Genomic DNA, 17,351 nt, shown 5'->3' with positions numbered 1-17,351 from the left:
AAAATCAAACAAAGTATATTTAAAGGAGTAAAATTGTGAAAAGTTTCGCCAATTTGCTGAAAAATACACAGAAATTTTCCTTAATTGGTTTTAGCGAAAATCATACTTATCGCTGTTTTGTTTGGGAAAACGTATCGGAAAATAAAATCGAAGTTTCTTGGCAAACAAAATCGGAAGATACTGATTTTTCATGGCTACAAGCGATCAAATTTCCTAAAAATTCTACATTTGTTCGCTCTGTACCTTTTCAATATATTTGGCGAAAATATCTTTTCCTACCTCTCAGTTACAATCAAACAATGATTTACAGCCAGATTCTGCAAGTGTTACGTCAAGAATTACCGCTTGCACTGGAAGACGTTTATTTTGACTATCAAAGCTTTCCATTGCCGAATGACGGTCTAGTTCGTGTACTTATTTATGCCTTACGCAGAAATTATGCCGATTCACTTCTACTTCAAACCGATACGATTTTAGATTGTGAACTCTATTGCTTTGCTCGTGGTTTTAATCACTTATTTGCTTCTGAGTTAGCACAAGAAGATCGAATTTATGCTTTAGAAAATAAAACTTTTAGATTAACAGCAAAAGCACTTGAGTTTAACTCGGATCTTACGTTAGCCAACTGCAATTTAAGTCATCTAGAATTACCCGAATCGATAAAAGATCCTTTTTTATATTTAACCGCATTAGGAGCGTGTTTATGGAATGGCAAGGGATAAATTTAACTGATTGGCGAGTAAAGCAATGGAAACGAAAAATTTATAACCGATGTTGTTGGTTATTTACTTTCAGCATGATTGCTTTTTGCCTTGCTATATATTTGCAATTAAGTGCTTGGCAAATTTCTCAGCAAAATAGACCGCTTGTAAGTCAAAACCAGCAGCTGAAAATAGATTTGGAACACTTAAATAGTAAGTTAGAACAAGGAAAAAGCTTAGCAAGTGTTCATTCAAGTGAAACGTTGAGTGAAAGCCAAATAAATAGTTTTTTAGATTTGTTACAAAGTTTGCCTTTAGCGCAAGGTGGAGTAGAGGCTGTCATGTTAGAACATAATGAGATTCCAAGTATGACAATAAGCGGAATATTACTGCAGTCAATCCAATTTGAACGGTTAGAAAAATATTTATCCGAACAAAAAGCATTTAAATATTCATTAGTTAATTTTCAAATAAATGAACAGCATCAAGTGGAATTTAGTTTGAATGTCGTATTAAGGGAGTAAATATGTTTTCCATTAGTAAGTTTTATTTATTTCCTCAAGGTTATATATTTAAAATATTATCCTTTGTTGAAAGTTATTTTAAGGTGATACTAGTTGGCTTATTTATTTCCATTGTGAGTTATCCATCCTATCGTTATTTTTATGAACAATATCGGCAGAAGGAATTATTATCGGTTCAGCAGCAATTAACGGAAGTAATAAACCAAAAAAAATTACTCTATCAGAGCTTTACCAAGCATAATGATGACTCTAAAAGAAAAGAACAGTTTATTAGTGGCGTTAATCAGCAATTACAACATTTATTTAAGCTTCATCAAGTAAAATTAGAGCAAATGCAATGGAATTTAGGGCAAGAAAAAGCAATATATTTATCTTTAAATCATCAAGTTTTTACAATATTTAATTTAATTAGAAAACTCTCTAAACTTAAAAAGTTAAAATTTAAACAGATTGATTTGGTAAAGTTAAATGAAGAAAAGCAATTACAATTAAAAGCTACCGTTATCATAACAGAGGACAAAAATGAGTAAATATATTTTGATTTTATTATTTTTCTCATCAATAAGTAGTGCAGACCCGTTTTATGGAGAGAAATTAGACGATGAAAATAGTACATTTTCTCCTGAATCAGAGATTGCAATAAATACAGAAAATTTAACCGCTTGTAACTTACCGTCACAACGAAATTCCCGCTATTTGCCGGCAAAATTGGCACAGCTAAAATTTATCGGAGTACTGAAAAAACAGGATAAATATAAAGCGATTTTTATGGATACGCAAAAGCAACTGTTTGATCTACAAGTGAATGATTGGCTAGATAATGAGTTGATTCAGATCGTAGATATTGATTTAAAATCAATTAGTTATATACATTGGCAAACAGAGAAAAATTGTCAATTTCCGACTTTAATTACCTTAAAGTTATAGGTGGAAAATATGAAAAGAATGATTTTGCTACTCTTTTTTATATTGCCCCCTGTGATTGCACATGCGTTTTCTATTTCATTAAAAAATGCGCCGACCGCAAAAATTCTGAGTTATTTAGCGGAAGAGCACGGAAAAAATATTGTGCTAAGCGACAATATTGAAACGAATACCACATTAAGAATTGAAAATAGCAATTTTGATAGTGTGTTAAAAAGTATTACTCGAGCAAATAAGTTGACCAGTGCGTATGAAAACCAAATCTATTTTATTGGTCATAAAAAAGACGATAAGGATCCTAACAGGGGATTAAATCTGGAATTATTAAAACCTAAACTGATTACTAAAACCATTAAGTTAGATTATGCTAAAGCAGCGGAAGTAATTGAATCTTTAACTAAAGGTAGCGGTAATTTTTTATCGGAAAACGGCTATTTACATTTTGATGATCGCAGTAATAGTTTGATTATTAAAGATAGCCCGGAATCAATGAAAAATATCGTGAAATTAATCAGAAATTTGGATAGACCGACCGAACAGATTGCAATTGAAGCGAGAATAGTCACAATCAGTAGTGAGAATTTACAAGAGCTTGGCGTGCGTTGGGGAATGTTTTCTCCTGCAAACGGACATCATAAAATTGCCGGTTCGCTTGAAGCAAATGGGCTACCGAATACTAATCATTTAAACGTCAATTTTCCGGTAAATAATGCTGCTTCACTTGCGCTACAAGTGGCAAAAATTAATGGGCGAGTGCTTGATTTGGAACTTACCGCTTTGGAACAAGAAAATGATGTAGAAATTATTGCCAGCCCACGTTTACTGACCACTAATAAGAAACCGGCAAGTATCAAACAAGGGACTGAAATTCCTTATGTGCTTTATAACCGTAAAGATGAAGTGAAAAATATCGAATTTAAAGAAGCCGTTTTAGGGCTACAGGTTACACCGCATATTTCAAACGATAATCAAATTTTGCTTGATCTGGTGGTGACACAAAATTCACCAAATTCAACCAGTTCAACGGTACACGGTTTAGTGACGATTGATAAGCAGGAACTGAATACTCAGGTATTTGCTCAACACGGTGAGACTATTGTACTTGGTGGTATTTTTCAGCATTTAACTGCAAAAGGTGAGGATAGAGTCCCAATTTTAGGTTCAATTCCAGTACTTAAAAAATTATTTAGCCATTCCAGTGATAGGATCAGTAAGCGTGAATTAGTTATTTTCGTTACACCTTATATTATCAAAAGCGAAAAACAGCAAATTTCCTCGCATTCTCTACAGAAATTACCGCCAAAATAAGATAAATTGTGTTAAAATCTCTCTCTTAAATCGCAATAAGTTATTTATCGATTGCGTATGAATTTTTGTGTGGCGGTTTATTCAAATGCCGCCATTTTGCTCTTTATAATAAACGCAGAGGTTTTATGAAAGTTTCTCCACGTCGCCGTGCCAGAGAGTGTGCGGTTCAGGCTCTTTATTCTTGGTATGTCTCGCAAAACAGTATAGAAGAAGTTGAATTATCGTTTGTAACAGACCAAGATATGAATGGTGTTGATTTACCTTATTTCCGTAAATTATTACGTGGTACGGTTTTATATGTAGAAGCGATTGATAGCGATCTTCGCCCATTTTTAGATCGTGCGGAAGATGAGGTAGATCCGATTGAGCGCACTATCTTACGCCTTTCAGCATATGAATTAAAATATGAACTTGACGTACCTTATAAAGTAGTGATTAATGAAGGTATTGAAGTGGCAAAAGTATTCGGCTCGGACGATAGTCATAAATATATCAATGGTATTTTAGATAAATTAGCACCGGCTTTAGGTCGTAAATAATTTATGGATAAAAAGAAGGTGAGCGTAGGTTCGCCTTCTTTTTTTGTTCTGTTACGGAGGAAAAATGACGGAATTTGAAGTCATTGCACAATATTTTAAACGTAATAATGTACGTTCAGACGTGGATTTATCCGTAGGTGATGACTGTGCGGTTACTACCTTAAAGCCGGATGAACGTTTAGCGATTACTACCGATACACTTGTATCTGGAACCCATTTTCTTCCGTCTATTTCCGCTGCGGATCTAGCCTATAAAACATTGGCGGTTAATTTAAGTGATTTAGCCGCAATGGGCGCAACTCCCGCTTGGGTTTCTTTAGCTTTAACGCTTCCGAAAGTTGATCATCAATGGCTTACTGAGTTTAGCCAAAGTTTATTTGCTGTGTTAGATCGTTATCATGTTGATTTGATTGGTGGCGATACTACTGGCGGCCCGCTTTCTTTAACGCTTACCGCACAAGGTATTTTACCTAAAGATCAAGGATTGTTTCGACATCAAGCCAAAGTCGGTGATTGGATTTTTGTTTCCGGCAGTTTAGGAGATAGTGCAGCCGGTTTATCGCTGTTGTTGAATCATTGTAAAATTTCGGACGAATCCGACCGCTATTTAGTGCAACGCCATTTACGACCTACGCCAAGAGTGGAGTTAGGACTGGCACTACGAGCGTTTTCTCGTTGTGCAATCGACATTTCGGACGGTTTATTAGCGGATTTAGGTCATATTTTAGAACGCAGTCAAGTTGGTGCTGAGATTGAACTAGATAACATACCGCTTTCTGCACATTTAATGACCAAATATAGTGAGCAAGAAGCGCTTCGTTTTGCGTTAACCGGTGGAGAAGATTACGAGTTATGCTTTACCGTATCGGATGACAAGCGGTCGGAAATGGAACAAATTTTACGTTCTCAAGGGATTAAGGTTAGCTGTATCGGTAAAATCATCCCAGCAGTAAGCGGTCTGATTTTACGCCAAAATGGCAAACAGGTGCCGTTACCATCTCAAGTTGGTTTTGATCATTTCAAATCATAATAAAAAATAGCTATGCAACATTTTAATTTAAAAAATCCTATTCATTTATTCGCTTGCGGTTTTGGTTCCGGTTTATTAAAGCCAGCACCAGGGACATGGGGGTCACTTGCTGGTGTTTTGATTGCCATTTTATTGTGGAATTTAACCGAGAGTGCTTTATTCTTTATTGGTTTAACTCTTGTGAGCTTTATTGCCGGTTGCCATATTTGCGAGCGAACCAGTCGTGATCTAAACGTGCATGATGACGGGCGTATCGTATGGGATGAAATTGTGGCAATTTTTCTGATGTTTGCATTTTTGCCTGAATATAATTGGTTAGCTTATCTACTAACGTTTATTTGTTTTCGTTTCTTTGATGTATTAAAACCTTATCCGATTCGTTATTTTGATGAAAAATTAGAAACCGGTTTAGGTATTATGTTTGACGATATTCTTGCAGCTGTTTATGCGCTGATTGTTTTACATTTAATTTATTGGTTTATTTAGGAGAGTATATGCTTACCATTCTGTTGGTTCATCTAGCAGGCTTAGCCAGCCCCGGTCCGGATTTTTTTTATGTAGTACGCCAATCCGCAAGTCATTCAACTAAAGCGGGCATTTTAGCGGCGATCGGGATTTCATTAGGGATTATTTTTTGGGCGAGTTTTGCCATTTTCGGCTTGGCTTGGTTGAGTAATACGATTGGTACGGTGTTCCAATTTTTAATTATGGTGATTGGTGGCATCTATTTATCTTATATCGGTTCACTTATGGTAAGGGTTACAAAAAATGCAATATTCACGAATGAGCCAACGAATCTTAGAGTATTAGATAATGTGACTGAAATTAAAAAAGGCTTATTGATCAATATCTTTAATGCAAAGGCTGGTGTTTATTTTACAAGTGTTGTTTCAGCATTCCTTGCTCAATTTACTCAAACTTCTGATCTATTTCTTTTATTATTTTTGTTTTTATTTTCAACGCTAATTTATTTTATATTAGTGGCATTGCTGTTTTCTCGCCGACCGATACAAGAATTTTATACAAAATATAGCCGCTATATTGATAATGTTGCCGGTGTGATTTTTATTTTATTCGGGATGATTTTAATTTTTGATGGAATAAAAGGGCTAATAAGCTAACAAAGTTCTAAAGTAAAACAGGCTTACGTTTTTGCGTAAGCCTGTTTTTTTAGTTTTAATCTTAAACGATATGCGTTTGATACCATTGATTCAGCACGATACCAGCACTTACCGCAACATTTAAGCCACTGTTAAGCGGGTTTTCAAAAGAAAGCTGTACAGTGGTATCTTCTGGATACTCAACGTCTTGTGCCGGAATTTCACTTAATACGAATACCGTTTTTGCAGCTAATTTCGTTTTTGCCAGTGATGCTGCTTGTTTATTGCGAGTTAAATGGACGATTTGATAGCCGGCGTTACGTAATTGCGTCAGTGCGATTTGTTTATGTTTAGTTTCGAGCGGACGAACAAATTCTAAACCACCTTCAGCAACGCGAGCTGCAGCGCTTGAATTAAGCGTATCGGCACTTTCTACAATCACACCGCTTACACCATAGAACGCACAAGTACGAATAATACCTCCTACGTTTTGTGCATTGTTCACTGCATCCAGTAAGACTAAACAATCACGTTTACGTGGCACTTGTAAATAGCCTTCTAATGAGAACGGCACTGCTTTTTTCACTAATAAACAGACATCACCGTGATGTTCTGTGCCGGTGACACGTTCCATTTCGGCACGATCTACCACATGATAAGCTTTTTTGTGTTCGGCTAAGTAGCTAAGCATATCGCCTAACTTTTTCGCCCCTTCTACAGTTGCCCATAAACGCACAATCGCATCCGGTCGTTGTTTAAACAATGCAAGGCAAGCGTTTTCGCCGTACACTTTCATTTCTTCCGCACGGTTTTTCTTAATTTTTTCCGGTGCACGGGGAGAAAGCGGGCCGGTTTTTTTCTCTTTAATTGTGCTATTGCCGCCTTTTACGCTAATTTGCACATTGCCTTCGCCGCTAGCTTTTTTAGCGCTTGTCGGGTAAAGCACTTCACGAGCTTCTTGGCGATCTTTACGCTCAAAGCGGGCTTTGTCGCCACCGAATTTCGGTTTATCAAAACGAGGTTTATCTTCGAATCGGTTGGAGGCACGATCATTACGTTGTTCGCGACGATTTGAGTGATGTTCATCGTTGAATCGGTTTGATTTGGTTTGGAATTTGTTATCTCGGCGCTCATCAACAGTTTGAAAGCGAGGTTTATTTTCATTAAATTTTGGTTTCATTCTATCGTTCCTTAGGGAAAATTTGGGACTATTATAGTTTATTCGTATAGTAAAATATCGCTTTTTTGCAAAAAATTTTGAGAATCAGACCGCTTGTTATTCCTTTATTTGGTAAGTTTCTTTATAATCACTCGTCTTTTTATGTTCTTTAAAATCTGGTGGAATTATGAACCCAATGTTAAACATTGCTATTCGTGCTGCACGAAAAGCAGGCAATATTATTGCTAAAGGCTATGAGCAAGCCGCGAGTGAAATCGAAGTGGCTCAAAAAGGTACAAACGATTATGTAACTGCAATTGATAAAGCGGCGGAAGCGGCGATTATCGAAGTGCTCCGTAAATCTTATCCTGATCACGCTATTGTTGGTGAAGAGTCTGGTATTTTGGCAGGCGAAAACGAAAATGTGCAATGGGTGATTGATCCATTAGATGGCACAACTAACTTCGTGAAACGCTTACCTCATTTTGCAGTTTCGATTGCGGTACGTGAAAATGGTCGTACAACGGTGGGTGTTGTTTACGATCCAATCCGTAATGAACTTTTCACTGCTGTTCGTGGTGAAGGTGCAAAACTCAATGAATTCCGTTTACGTGTAGAAACAGATCGCCGTGATTTAAACGGTACTGTACTTGCAACCGGTTTCCCTTTCAAAGCAGCTAAACATCGTCCTGCGCACTTAAATATGCTCGAAGGCTTAATGAATAACGGCGTGGCGGATTTCCGTCGTACCGGTTCTGCAGCGCTTGATTTAGCTTATGTGGCGGCAAATCGTGTTGACGGTTTCTTTGAAATCGGTTTAAAACCGTGGGATTGTGCAGCAGGCGATTTAATTGCGCGTGAAGCCGGTGCTATCGTTACGAATTTCGTTGGTGGAACAGATTATTTAAAATCAGGTAATGTTGTTGCAGGTCAGGCTCGTGTGGTAAAAGAGATTTTAAATACGATTCAGCCGGCATTAACTGAAGATCTTAAAAACTAATTTAAAAATTTAAACCATAGATTTCACGGGTAAAACAAACAAGTGGTCAAATTTCCGGCTTATTTTGCAATACCCGTGTTAATCCATATGGCTCGTGGTTAAATTAAAAAAGAAAACACTATGCAAAACAAATATCCTCTGTTAAGCCAAATCAACTCTCCGGAAGATTTGCGTTTGCTTGCAAAAGAGCAATTACAGCCTGTGGCAGATGAGCTTCGCGCTTATTTACTTGAATCGGTTAGCCAAACAAGTGGTCATTTAGCCTCCGGTTTAGGGGTGGTAGAGCTTACGGTGGCTTTGCATTATGTTTATCAAACACCTTTTGACCAACTCATTTGGGACGTTGGTCATCAGGCATATCCGCATAAAATTCTTACCGGTCGTCGTGACCAAATGCATACTATTCGCCAAAAAAATGGTATTCATCCTTTCCCTTGGCGTGAAGAAAGCCTTTATGACGTATTAAGCGTCGGTCATTCATCTACTTCAATTAGCGCTGGTGTCGGTATTGCCGTAGCGGCGGAAAAAGAAAATGCAGGACGTAAAACCGTATGTGTGATCGGCGATGGTGCAATTACTGCCGGCATGGCATTTGAAGCGATGAACCATGCCGGTGCGATGCATACGGATATGTTAGTCATTTTAAATGACAATGAAATGTCGATTTCCGAGAATGTCGGCGCACTAAATAATCATTTAGCTCGTATTTTCTCAGGTTCAATCTATACAACCGTGCGTGATGGCAGTAAAAAAGTATTGGATAAAGTTCCGACCATTAAAAACTTCATGAAGAAAAGTGAAGAGCATATGAAAGGGGTGATCTCGCCGGAAAGTACCTTGTTTGAAGAGCTTGGTTTTAACTATATCGGCCCGGTTGACGGTCATAATATTGATGAGCTGGTCAAAACGCTTAGCAATATGCGTGAGCTAAAAGGCCCGCAGTTCTTGCATATTCGTACCAAAAAAGGTAAAGGTTACGAGCCGGCGGAAAATGATCCGATTGGCTATCACGGCGTGCCTAAATTTGACCCGACTTGTGGGCAATTGCCGAAATCAAAAACGATTCCAACTTATTCGGATATTTTTGGTAATTGGCTATGCGAAATGGCGGAACAAGACAGCAAATTAATTGGGATTACACCGGCAATGCGTGAAGGTTCGGGCATGGTGGAGTTTTCAAAACGCTTCCCTGAACAATACTTTGATGTTGCGATTGCTGAACAGCATGCGGTGACTTTTGGTGCCGGTTTAGCGATTGCCGGTTATAAACCGGTGGTAGCGATCTATTCAAGTTTCTTGCAACGTGCTTACGATCAGCTGATTCACGATGTGGCAATTCAAAATTTACCGGTGATTTTTGCGATTGACCGAGCTGGGATTGTCGGTGCGGACGGGCAGACTCACCAAGGTGCGTTTGACGTGAGTTTTATGCGCTGTATCCCGAATATGACGATTATGTGTCCGTCAGACGAAAATGAAATGCGTCAAATGCTTTATACGGCTTATCGCATGAATACACCAACAGCGGTACGTTACCCGAGAGGTAATGCGCAAGGTGTGGCGTTAGAACCGATGCAAGCACTTGAAGTTGGTAAAGGTAAGCTGATTCAGCAAGGGCAAAAAGTGGCGATTCTAAACTTTGGGCCATTGCTAAATGAAGCACGTATTGTTGCAGAAAAACATAATTACACGCTGGTAGATATGCGTTTTGTGAAACCGCTTGATGAACAATTAGTAGCGGAATTAGCGGATTCGCATGATTTATTGGTGACCTTGGAAGAAAATGCAATTCAAGGTGGTGCAGGCAGTTTTGTGAATGAATATTTGCAAAAAATCGGTAAAATTCGACCGCTTGTCATGCTTGGTATTCCTGATTTCTTTGTGCCACAAGCGACCCAAGCGGAAAGCTATGCAGATTTAGGCTTAGATGCGGCAGGCATTGAGCAGAAAATTCAAGCGGTAGTTAATCAATAAAGAAAAAGCTCATCTTTGATCTGCCCCCCAAAAGTTGGACTAAACCTCCAACGGATTAAGGTGCAGATTTTTTATGACTAAATATAACCAACAATTCAAACAACAAGTCATCGAGTTTTATCTTCAAAATGACAAAAACCGTTTATTCACTCAACGATATTTTCAATTATCCAAGAAAACCTTAACTCGATGGATTGCTCAATTTAATCATAACGGAATCAATGGGCTAGCGGTGATAGGTAAGAAGCAAAAATATTCCCCCGAATTCAAATTAACCGTCATACAAGCGGTCAAAAAGGGGCAATTTTCTGCGGAAAGCGCCTCCCTTCATTTTGGCATTGCTAATTCAGGTTCGATTAGCCAATGGTTGCACATCTTTGAAGAACAAGGTATAAACGGCTTATTACCCAAGCCCAAAGGTCGTCCGACAATGAAACCGAAATACCCGAAAATGCCTCCTCCACCTAAAACTGAAGAAGAACGCTTACGTTATCGTATTTTAGAGCTGGAAGCAGAGGTAGCTTACCTAAAAAAGTTGCGGGAGTTCAACCAACAAAAAATGCGGCAAAAGCAGCCATCGTAAAAACGTTGCGAGTGGATTTTCCCTTAGAAATCCTCCTCCCTTTGACTGGTTTAAAACGTAGTACGTTCTTTTATCACTTACCGCCTAAAATCGATAAAAATGCAGTGATTAGGCAGAAAGTGATTGAGATTTATCAAGATAATGATGGCAATTACGGCTATCGTCGTATTACGTTAAAGTTACGTGATTTTTTGGGTGCGATTAACCATAAGCGTATTCAAAGGATAATGCAACAGCTTGATTTAAAAGGGAAATGTAAGCAGAGGAAATATCGTTCTTATCAAGGTGAAGAGGGTAAAATTGCCGAGAATGTATTGCAACGGGATTTTCACGCAACGGCGCCAAATGAAAAGCTCGTCACGGATATCACCGAGTTTAAATGTGCGGAAGGCAAGCTCTATTTATCGCCTATTAAGGACTTGTTTAATAGTGAAATTCTTGCTTATGATTTAGCAAGAAGCCCTAACTTTGAGCAAGTGATGCGGATGCTAAAGCAAGCGGTCGCGAAACTGCCTAAGGACGCTAAACCGATTTTACATTCCGACCAAGGTTGGCAATACCAGATGGCAGGCTATCAAGACATGCTGAGAAAACATCATATTAAACAAAGTATGTCGAGAAAAGCGAATTGCTTGGATAATGGGGCAATGGAAAGTTTTTTTGGGCGATTGAAAACGGAATGTTACTTTGGTAAGCGATTTGAAACTTTCGAACAACTTGAGAAAGTGATTCACGAGTACATTCATTATTACAACAATGAGCGTATTCAAGTGAAATTAAAAGGACTGAGCCCTGTACAATACAGAACTCAGTCCTTAAATTAAACAGTCTAACTTTTTGGGGTCAGATCACTTATCAGATGAGCTTTGTTACTATTTGCGGTTATCGTTTGCTTGTTGCAGTAACATTCGGCTTTCTTTTAAGAACTGCTCCGAATAATCACCAAACCAATGATGAACCTCTTCAAACGCTTGAATAAAACCGGCTCTATCATTGTTTTTAAAGAACTCTAAGCTGGTTGCAAAAGTGTCTTTTAGTGATTCAATTACCGCCAGATTTTCCGGTTTATCCGAAATAATATCGGCATATAAGCCACCGTCTTGAGCGAATAAGCGCCCGATCATCGCTAATTCCAAACGGTAAATTGGTGAGGAGAGTGCTAAAAGTTGAGATAATTTTACCGGCTGGCGAGATAGATGCAGACCGAAAGTAAAAGTCGAGAAGTGACGCAAAGCTTGAATATAAGTCATTGCATGATCGTGCTCGTGAGCATCAATCACTTCAATTTTTGCACCCCAAATTTTTATCTGTTCAATTAACCATTCGTATTTTTCGGAAAAACGTCCGTGGCAGCAGGCAACCAGTTGTTTTGCCATTGAAGCAATATCCGGCCCAAACATCGGATGTAAACCAACAACCGGGCCGCTGTGGATTTCCAACATTTTTTCAAGCGGTTGAGCTTTAACCGAGGTCAAGTCCGCTAGAATCATATTTTCAGTCAGGAACGGTTGTAAACGCTCAATCGTATCTAAGGTTTTGTTAATCGGCACGCAGACAATCACTAAATCACTGCCGCTAAGGATTTGTTCTGCATTGTTCCAATCTTTGCTGCCCAATGTTTCGACTTGGTAACCGGAAAGCCCAAGAAAACGAGCAAATAACCCACCTAATTTACCTTTACCACCAACAATCACAATTTTATTGATATTCGGGTTAGTTGTTTTGAAGCCGTGCTTGTTTTCATTCGCATAAGATTCACGCATGACACGTCTTAATACATCTTCAATCAAGTCAGCTGGCACGCCTTGCTTTTCTGCTTCCTCTCGGCGGGCGGCAATCATTGCGGTTTCACGTTCCGGTGCGTAAACCGGAATGCCGTGTTCCGATTTTACTTTTCCAACTTCAGCAACCAGTTTTAAGCGCTCGGCAAATAGTTGAATTAATTGTTGGTCAACTTGATCGATTTTTTCTCGTAAAGGATTTAATGGGCTCATTGATTGTTCCTTCATTCTGTCGGAAGACTCATTAAACAAGCGGTCAAATTTGCATAAAATTTTGCAAAATTGACCGCTTATTTAATTTATGTGAATCTTACCAAATTATTTACGGTCGTTATTTCTGTCTTAATTTTTCGGCAAAGTTAGTTAATACTTCATCGGTTGTTTGCCAATCGATACAAGCATCGGTAATAGATACACCGTATTTCATTTCATCAAACGGCTGTTCTGATGATTGATTACCGGCATTTAAGTGACTTTCGATCATTAAACCGATAATCGAAGTATTACCTGCTAACAGTTGTGCTAATGCATTTTCCGCTACCAATGGTTGACGGCGGTAATCTTTATTGGAGTTACCGTGGCTGCAGTCAATCATAATTGCTTCCGGTAAGCCTGCTTTGCGTAACGCTAATTCGCATTCTTCAACATATTGTTGTTCAAAGTTTGGTGTTTTGCCGCCTCGTAAAATCACATGACCGTCCGGATTACCTTTGGTGTGTAATAAGTTTACTTGACCTTTTTGGTTGATACCGATAAAGCTATGGCTTTGCGCAGCAGATTGCATAGCGTTGATTGCCACCGCTAAGCTACCGTCCGTACCGTTTTTAAAACCGACCGCCATAGATAAGCCGGAAGCTAATTCACGGTGTGTTTGTGATTCGGTTGTGCGTGCACCGATCGCAGACCAACTAAAGAGATCCGCTAAATATTGTGGTGTCATTGGATCTAGCGCCTCTGTTGCGAGCGGTAAACCTAATTCGGCGAGTTCTAAGCATAGTTTACGTCCGACACGTAAACCGGTTTCAACATCAAAAGTACCGTCAATTTTCGGATCGTTGATTAAACCTTTCCAACCCACAGTGGTACGTGGTTTTTCAAAGTAAACACGCATTACGATATAAAGTTTATCTGAAACGGTGTCGGCTAATGCTTTTAATTTTTTTCCATATTCGATAGCCGCAACCGGATCGTGAATAGAGCAAGGACCAATCACAATTAGTTTACGTGGATCACGTTTATGAATGATATCTGAGATCTCACGACGTGATGTTTCAATTTGTTTACGTAAATATTCCGGCAGAGGAAATTCCGCTTTTAGTTCAGCCGGTGTGAGCAATACTTTTTCATCAGCAATATTTACATTATGTAAACTATCTTGGTTAACTACGGTGTTCATTTTTGTTTCCTGTATGTGTAAAAAAAATAATACAGGGCTACTTTACAATTTTACAGCTAGAGTTTCAACTATTTTTTTCTTCACATCATCTACTCTGATTCGTTCCATTAATTTTTCGCCTGATTTACTTCGAGCCTTAGTTGCCCAAGGTAACTCATTCCATGGCTTGCCATAATAATCTAAGACAGCTTGATCATAAGCCGAGACAACGTTGTGTTGAGCATTATAAGGTGCAGTACGGCGAGGATTATGGATCGCATATAAGCCGATAACTGGAGTCGCTTGTGTCGTTGCAATATGTGCCGCACCGGTATCCGGCGAGATAACTAGATCAACTTGTTTAATTAATGCTGCAAGTTGTTTTAGGCTGGTTTTCCCTGTGATATTGATACAATTAGGCGCAAGTTGTTGAATTTTATTTGCAGTTTCCATTTCATAAGCAGAAGGAGATCCGGCAATAATCACATTGATATTCTGAGCGGTAAGCCATTGAGCGATTTCCGCATTAGACTCTGCTCTCCAATCTTTTTCTTTTTTACTGGAACAAGGCGAAATTAAGACATTCTTCTTGGTTTTATCGATAAAAGTAGCACTGTAATCAAGATCAGATTGGTCTAAAGGCAGTGACCAACGGGGAGCTAAATCAGTTACACCAATTGCTTTAGCAAACATCATTTGCCCATCTAATACGTGTGGAGAAGTGGTCATTTCTACTTTTGCATTGGTAAAAAGCCACTGCATTTCACGTGCACGATCTCGATTAAAACCAATTTTCTTAGTGGCTTTAATGCCTAACGAGATCATAGAAGCACGAAAAGCAGTTTGCATATTTAACAGGAAATCGAACCGCTTGTTAGCTAGAGCTTTCCAAAGTGTAAATATTCCTTTCCATCCAGTTTTTTTATCATAGGGAACCAGTTCGACATTTTCCAAGCCTTGCATCAGCATTGCTTCGGTTTTGCCGATTATCCAGCTGATTTTTGCATCGGGATATTGACGTTGAATTGCCTGAACGACAGCTAGGGTATGGCATACATCACCAATAGCGGAGAGGCGTAAAATACAGATATTAAGCGGTTGTTTTTTCATTGGAATTTGCGTATTGAAATTGAGGTACATAATAAAAACCCACGCATTAGCGTGGGCTTTTTAGATTGAATTCAGTGATTATTCAACTTTTAAAATACGGCAAGTATTTGTACCGCCTTCTTTTAATTCATCACCGTGTGTTAATAACACTAAATCACCAGACATTAAGTAACCTTTCTCTTTTAATAATGCGATTGCTTTTTTCGCACCATCAATCGTACGGCTTTCTTCATCGTAGAATACCGGTGTAACACCACGGTAAAGCGCAGAAAGATTTAATGCTTTTTGGTTACGAGATAATGCGTAAATTGGTAAACCTGAGCTGATACGACTCATTAATTTAGCTGTTTCACCAGAGTGTGTTAATGCGATGATTGCAGAAACACCTTCTAAGTGGTTTGCAGTGTACATTGCTGACATTGCTACAGCTTCATCGATAGTTGAGAAAGTACCTTCCATACGGTGGCGAGAAATATTGATGCTAGGCATTGTTTCAGCACCTAAACATACTTCAGCCATTGATTTAACCGTTTCTACCGGATAGTCACCGTTTGCAGTTTCACCAGAAAGCATTACCGCATCAGTACCATCTAACACCGCGTTTGCAACGTCCATAACCTCAGCACGTGTCGGCATAGGTTTTTTGATCATTGATTCCATCATTTGCGTTGCAGTAATTACTACGCGGTTTAATTTACGTGCACGACGAATTAAACGTTTTTGTACGCCAACTAACGCAGCATCACCGATTTCAACACCTAAGTCACCACGTGCAACCATTACAACGTCAGAACCTAAAATGATGTCGTCCATTGCTTCTTCAGTTGCTACTGTTTCAGCACGTTCCACTTTTGCAACGATTTTTGCATTTAAACCTGCTTCTTGTGCTAATTGACGCGCGTAGTGTAAGTCTGCACTTGATTGTGGGAATGATACCGCAAGATAGTCAACACCGATTTTCGCTGCTAATTTGATGTCTTCTTTATCTTTGTCTGTTAATGCAGGTGCAGATAAACCACCGCCTAATTTGTTGATACCTTTATTGTTTGATAAAGGACCGCCAACAGTGACTTCTGTGTGCACTTTTACACCTTCAACAGAAAGCACTTTTAATTGAACGTTACCATCATCTAATAAAAGAATATCGCCCGGTACTACATCGTTTGGTAAGTTTTTGTAGTCTAAACCAACAGCGTCTTGGTGACCTTCGCCACGTGGTAAATCTGCATCTAAAGTGAATTTATCACCGATGTTTAAGAAGATTTTACCATCTTTGAAAGTTGATACACGGATTTTAGGACCTTGTAAGTCACCTAAGATTGCAACTGTTTTACCTAATTTAGCTGCAATTTCACGTACTTTATTTGCACGCTCGATGTGATCTTCCGGCACACCGTGTGAGAAGTTCATACGAACCATATTTGCACCGGCTGCAATAATTTTTTCTAAGTTATTGCCACGGTCTGTAGCTGGACCCATTGTACAAACAATTTTGGTTCTTCTGAGTTTTCTAGACATTAATAGACTCCGTAATGTATTGATTTGTCGAAATTAAAAATTCTTTTTATGACAGGGCTTGATTCTGTCTCAATCGTGGCACATTATACGCCTAAATCTTTTAGGTTTAAATACAGTAATGAGGTTTTCCTATGAATATTTGGGTTATGCGCCACGGTGAGGCTGGTTTTAATGCAAGTTCTGACAGTGAACGTACTTTAACTTCTCAAGGAGAGAGTGTGGCTAAAAAGCAAGGAGAATGGCTTGCTAAGCGTTTGAACGCTCAGCAAATTGTGTTAGATAAAATTTTAGTCAGCCCTTATCGCCGAACACAGCAAACGCTTGATTGCTTATTCCAAGGAATGCAAGCGGTCGATTTAGGTAAAAATTTCACAAATGAAAACTTGATTGAAATTTGGGAAGGTATTACACCGTCAGGTGATCTTGATAATGTTTGTAGCTATTTAGCTTTTTTACGAGAAGAAGGGGCAAAGAATGTATTGATTATTTCTCATTTGCCACTGGTGTATGATTTGGTCTTAGCGTTAACTGCTCAGCAAGAAACGGTGCATTTTTATCCTGCGATCATCGCTGAAATTGATTGGCAGAGTAATTTTGGCAAAATAACGGCGGTTGAAAAGCCATAAATTCGCGGTATTTTGCGGAATTATGCAAAATTTTTAAATATTTTTAAAAATTGTCGAATAAATAGACTTCCAAAATAGGAAAAAAGTGCGTATCATACG

At 38.7% G+C, this 17,351-nt stretch carries 18 protein-coding genes; 13 read left to right on the top strand and 5 right to left on the bottom strand.

Annotated features, from left to right (window positions below; all coding sequences use genetic code 11):
- The first annotated feature begins 35 nt into the window (after positions 1–35).
- The 9 genes from ASU1_RS06250 (at position 36) to ASU1_RS06210 (ending at position 6,147) form a co-directional block, all read left to right on the top strand.
- On the top strand, positions 36–722 hold the full coding sequence (locus tag ASU1_RS06250; RefSeq protein ID WP_014991938.1) for a type IV pilus biogenesis protein PilM: 687 nt from the start codon (positions 36–38) through the stop codon (positions 720–722).
- Positions 704–1,225, top strand: coding sequence for a hypothetical protein (locus tag ASU1_RS06245; protein ID WP_014991937.1), 522 nt, complete (start codon positions 704–706; stop codon positions 1,223–1,225). The genes ASU1_RS06250 and ASU1_RS06245 overlap by 19 nt, the downstream gene beginning before the upstream one ends.
- Positions 1,226–1,227: 2 nt before the next feature.
- Positions 1,228–1,755 (top strand): hypothetical protein, encoded by a 528-nt coding sequence (locus tag ASU1_RS06240; RefSeq protein WP_014991936.1) that lies wholly within the window; start codon positions 1,228–1,230, stop codon positions 1,753–1,755.
- Positions 1,748–2,152, top strand: coding sequence for a hypothetical protein (locus ASU1_RS06235; protein ID WP_014991935.1), 405 nt, complete (start codon positions 1,748–1,750; stop codon positions 2,150–2,152). Before ASU1_RS06240 ends, ASU1_RS06235 begins: the two co-directional genes overlap by 8 nt.
- A gap of 9 nt (positions 2,153–2,161) precedes the next feature.
- The gene (pilQ, locus tag ASU1_RS06230) at positions 2,162–3,457 is read left to right on the top strand and encodes a type IV pilus secretin PilQ (protein ID WP_014991934.1); all 1,296 of its coding nucleotides are present in this window, start codon (positions 2,162–2,164) and stop codon (positions 3,455–3,457) included.
- 125 nt (positions 3,458–3,582) lie between these two features.
- Positions 3,583–3,996, top strand: coding sequence for a transcription antitermination factor NusB (gene nusB, locus ASU1_RS06225; protein ID WP_014991933.1), 414 nt, complete (start codon positions 3,583–3,585; stop codon positions 3,994–3,996).
- Between the two features lie 64 nt (positions 3,997–4,060).
- Positions 4,061–5,026, top strand: a complete 966-nt coding sequence (gene thiL, locus ASU1_RS06220) for a thiamine-phosphate kinase (protein ID WP_014991932.1) — start codon at positions 4,061–4,063, stop codon at positions 5,024–5,026.
- A 12-nt stretch (positions 5,027–5,038) separates the two neighbouring features.
- Positions 5,039–5,512, top strand: coding sequence for a phosphatidylglycerophosphatase A family protein (locus ASU1_RS06215; RefSeq protein ID WP_014991931.1), 474 nt, complete (start codon positions 5,039–5,041; stop codon positions 5,510–5,512).
- Between the two features lie 8 nt (positions 5,513–5,520).
- A complete protein-coding gene (locus ASU1_RS06210; protein ID WP_039195245.1) occupies positions 5,521–6,147 on the top strand; it encodes a LysE family transporter in 627 nt (208 codons plus the stop codon).
- Positions 6,148–6,208: 61 nt separating this feature from the next.
- Here ASU1_RS06210 and ASU1_RS06205 read toward each other — a convergent pair whose 3' ends face one another.
- Entirely contained in the window at positions 6,209–7,306 is a 1,098-nt protein-coding gene (locus tag ASU1_RS06205) for a TrmH family RNA methyltransferase (RefSeq protein ID WP_014991929.1), read from the bottom strand.
- A gap of 166 nt (positions 7,307–7,472) precedes the next feature.
- On the opposite strand from ASU1_RS06205, the gene suhB reads away from it, so the two are divergent.
- From suhB to ASU1_RS11800, 3 genes are all read left to right on the top strand, one after another.
- A complete protein-coding gene (gene suhB / locus ASU1_RS06200; RefSeq protein ID WP_014991928.1) occupies positions 7,473–8,285 on the top strand; it encodes an inositol-1-monophosphatase in 813 nt (270 codons plus the stop codon).
- A 120-nt stretch (positions 8,286–8,405) separates the two neighbouring features.
- Positions 8,406–10,259, top strand: a complete 1,854-nt coding sequence (gene dxs, locus ASU1_RS06195) for a 1-deoxy-D-xylulose-5-phosphate synthase (protein WP_014991927.1) — start codon at positions 8,406–8,408, stop codon at positions 10,257–10,259.
- Between the two features lie 73 nt (positions 10,260–10,332).
- Positions 10,333–11,666, top strand: a protein-coding gene (locus ASU1_RS11800; RefSeq protein ID WP_095177160.1) for an IS3 family transposase whose coding sequence is annotated in 2 segments (ribosomal slippage) — positions 10,333–10,786 and positions 10,786–11,666 — 1,335 coding nt in all. Because the reading frame shifts where the segments join, the coding sequence is not laid out codon by codon here.
- Between the two features lie 48 nt (positions 11,667–11,714).
- Here ASU1_RS11800 and tyrA read toward each other — a convergent pair.
- The 4 genes from tyrA to pyk form a co-directional block, all read right to left on the bottom strand.
- The gene (tyrA, locus tag ASU1_RS06180) at positions 11,715–12,836 is read right to left on the bottom strand and encodes a bifunctional chorismate mutase/prephenate dehydrogenase (RefSeq protein ID WP_014991926.1); all 1,122 of its coding nucleotides are present in this window, start codon (positions 12,834–12,836) and stop codon (positions 11,715–11,717) included.
- 118 nt (positions 12,837–12,954) lie between these two features.
- Positions 12,955–14,019 carry a 3-deoxy-7-phosphoheptulonate synthase gene (locus tag ASU1_RS06175; RefSeq protein WP_039195243.1) on the bottom strand — a complete coding sequence of 355 codons (1,065 nt, stop codon included), beginning with the start codon at positions 14,017–14,019 and terminating at the stop codon, positions 12,955–12,957.
- 42 nt (positions 14,020–14,061) lie between these two features.
- Positions 14,062–15,108: a glycosyltransferase family 9 protein gene (locus ASU1_RS06170; RefSeq protein ID WP_039195755.1), complete on the bottom strand. Its 1,047-nt coding sequence runs from the start codon at positions 15,106–15,108 to the stop codon at positions 14,062–14,064.
- A gap of 78 nt (positions 15,109–15,186) precedes the next feature.
- The gene (gene pyk / locus ASU1_RS06165; RefSeq protein WP_014991923.1) at positions 15,187–16,626 is read right to left on the bottom strand and encodes a pyruvate kinase; all 1,440 of its coding nucleotides are present in this window, start codon (positions 16,624–16,626) and stop codon (positions 15,187–15,189) included.
- A gap of 131 nt (positions 16,627–16,757) precedes the next feature.
- On the opposite strand from pyk, the gene sixA reads away from it, so the two are divergent.
- The gene (gene sixA / locus ASU1_RS06160) at positions 16,758–17,252 is read left to right on the top strand and encodes a phosphohistidine phosphatase SixA (protein WP_014991922.1); all 495 of its coding nucleotides are present in this window, start codon (positions 16,758–16,760) and stop codon (positions 17,250–17,252) included.
- The last annotated feature ends 99 nt before the right edge of the window (positions 17,253–17,351 follow it).

The organism is Actinobacillus suis ATCC 33415 (assembly GCF_000739435.1).
Lineage (GTDB): Bacteria > Pseudomonadota > Gammaproteobacteria > Enterobacterales > Pasteurellaceae > Actinobacillus > Actinobacillus suis.
This window is presented reverse-complemented; position numbering and strand designations above follow the sequence as displayed.

Bases quoted from the DNA above. Each gene is read 5' to 3' on its own strand.
- pyk (WP_014991923.1), bottom strand. From the start codon at position 16,626: ATGTCTAGAAAACTCAGAAGAACCAAAATTGTTTGTACAATGGGTCCA.
- ASU1_RS06245 (WP_014991937.1), top strand. From the start codon at position 704: ATGGAATGGCAAGGGATAAATTTAACTGATTGGCGAGTAAAGCAATGG.
- tyrA (WP_014991926.1), bottom strand. From the start codon at position 12,836: ATGAGCCCATTAAATCCTTTACGAGAAAAAATCGATCAAGTTGACCAA.
- ASU1_RS06235 (WP_014991935.1), top strand. From the start codon at position 1,748: ATGAGTAAATATATTTTGATTTTATTATTTTTCTCATCAATAAGTAGT.
- dxs (WP_014991927.1), top strand. From the start codon at position 8,406: ATGCAAAACAAATATCCTCTGTTAAGCCAAATCAACTCTCCGGAAGAT.
- ASU1_RS06205 (WP_014991929.1), bottom strand. From the start codon at position 7,306: ATGAAACCAAAATTTAATGAAAATAAACCTCGCTTTCAAACTGTTGAT.
- ASU1_RS06210 (WP_039195245.1), top strand. From the start codon at position 5,521: ATGCTTACCATTCTGTTGGTTCATCTAGCAGGCTTAGCCAGCCCCGGT.
- pilQ (WP_014991934.1), top strand. From the start codon at position 2,162: ATGAAAAGAATGATTTTGCTACTCTTTTTTATATTGCCCCCTGTGATT.
- sixA (WP_014991922.1), top strand. From the start codon at position 16,758: ATGAATATTTGGGTTATGCGCCACGGTGAGGCTGGTTTTAATGCAAGT.
- ASU1_RS06215 (WP_014991931.1), top strand. From the start codon at position 5,039: ATGCAACATTTTAATTTAAAAAATCCTATTCATTTATTCGCTTGCGGT.
- nusB (WP_014991933.1), top strand. From the start codon at position 3,583: ATGAAAGTTTCTCCACGTCGCCGTGCCAGAGAGTGTGCGGTTCAGGCT.
- suhB (WP_014991928.1), top strand. From the start codon at position 7,473: ATGAACCCAATGTTAAACATTGCTATTCGTGCTGCACGAAAAGCAGGC.
- ASU1_RS06175 (WP_039195243.1), bottom strand. From the start codon at position 14,019: ATGAACACCGTAGTTAACCAAGATAGTTTACATAATGTAAATATTGCT.
- ASU1_RS06240 (WP_014991936.1), top strand. From the start codon at position 1,228: ATGTTTTCCATTAGTAAGTTTTATTTATTTCCTCAAGGTTATATATTT.
- thiL (WP_014991932.1), top strand. From the start codon at position 4,061: ATGACGGAATTTGAAGTCATTGCACAATATTTTAAACGTAATAATGTA.
- ASU1_RS06170 (WP_039195755.1), bottom strand. From the start codon at position 15,108: ATGAAAAAACAACCGCTTAATATCTGTATTTTACGCCTCTCCGCTATT.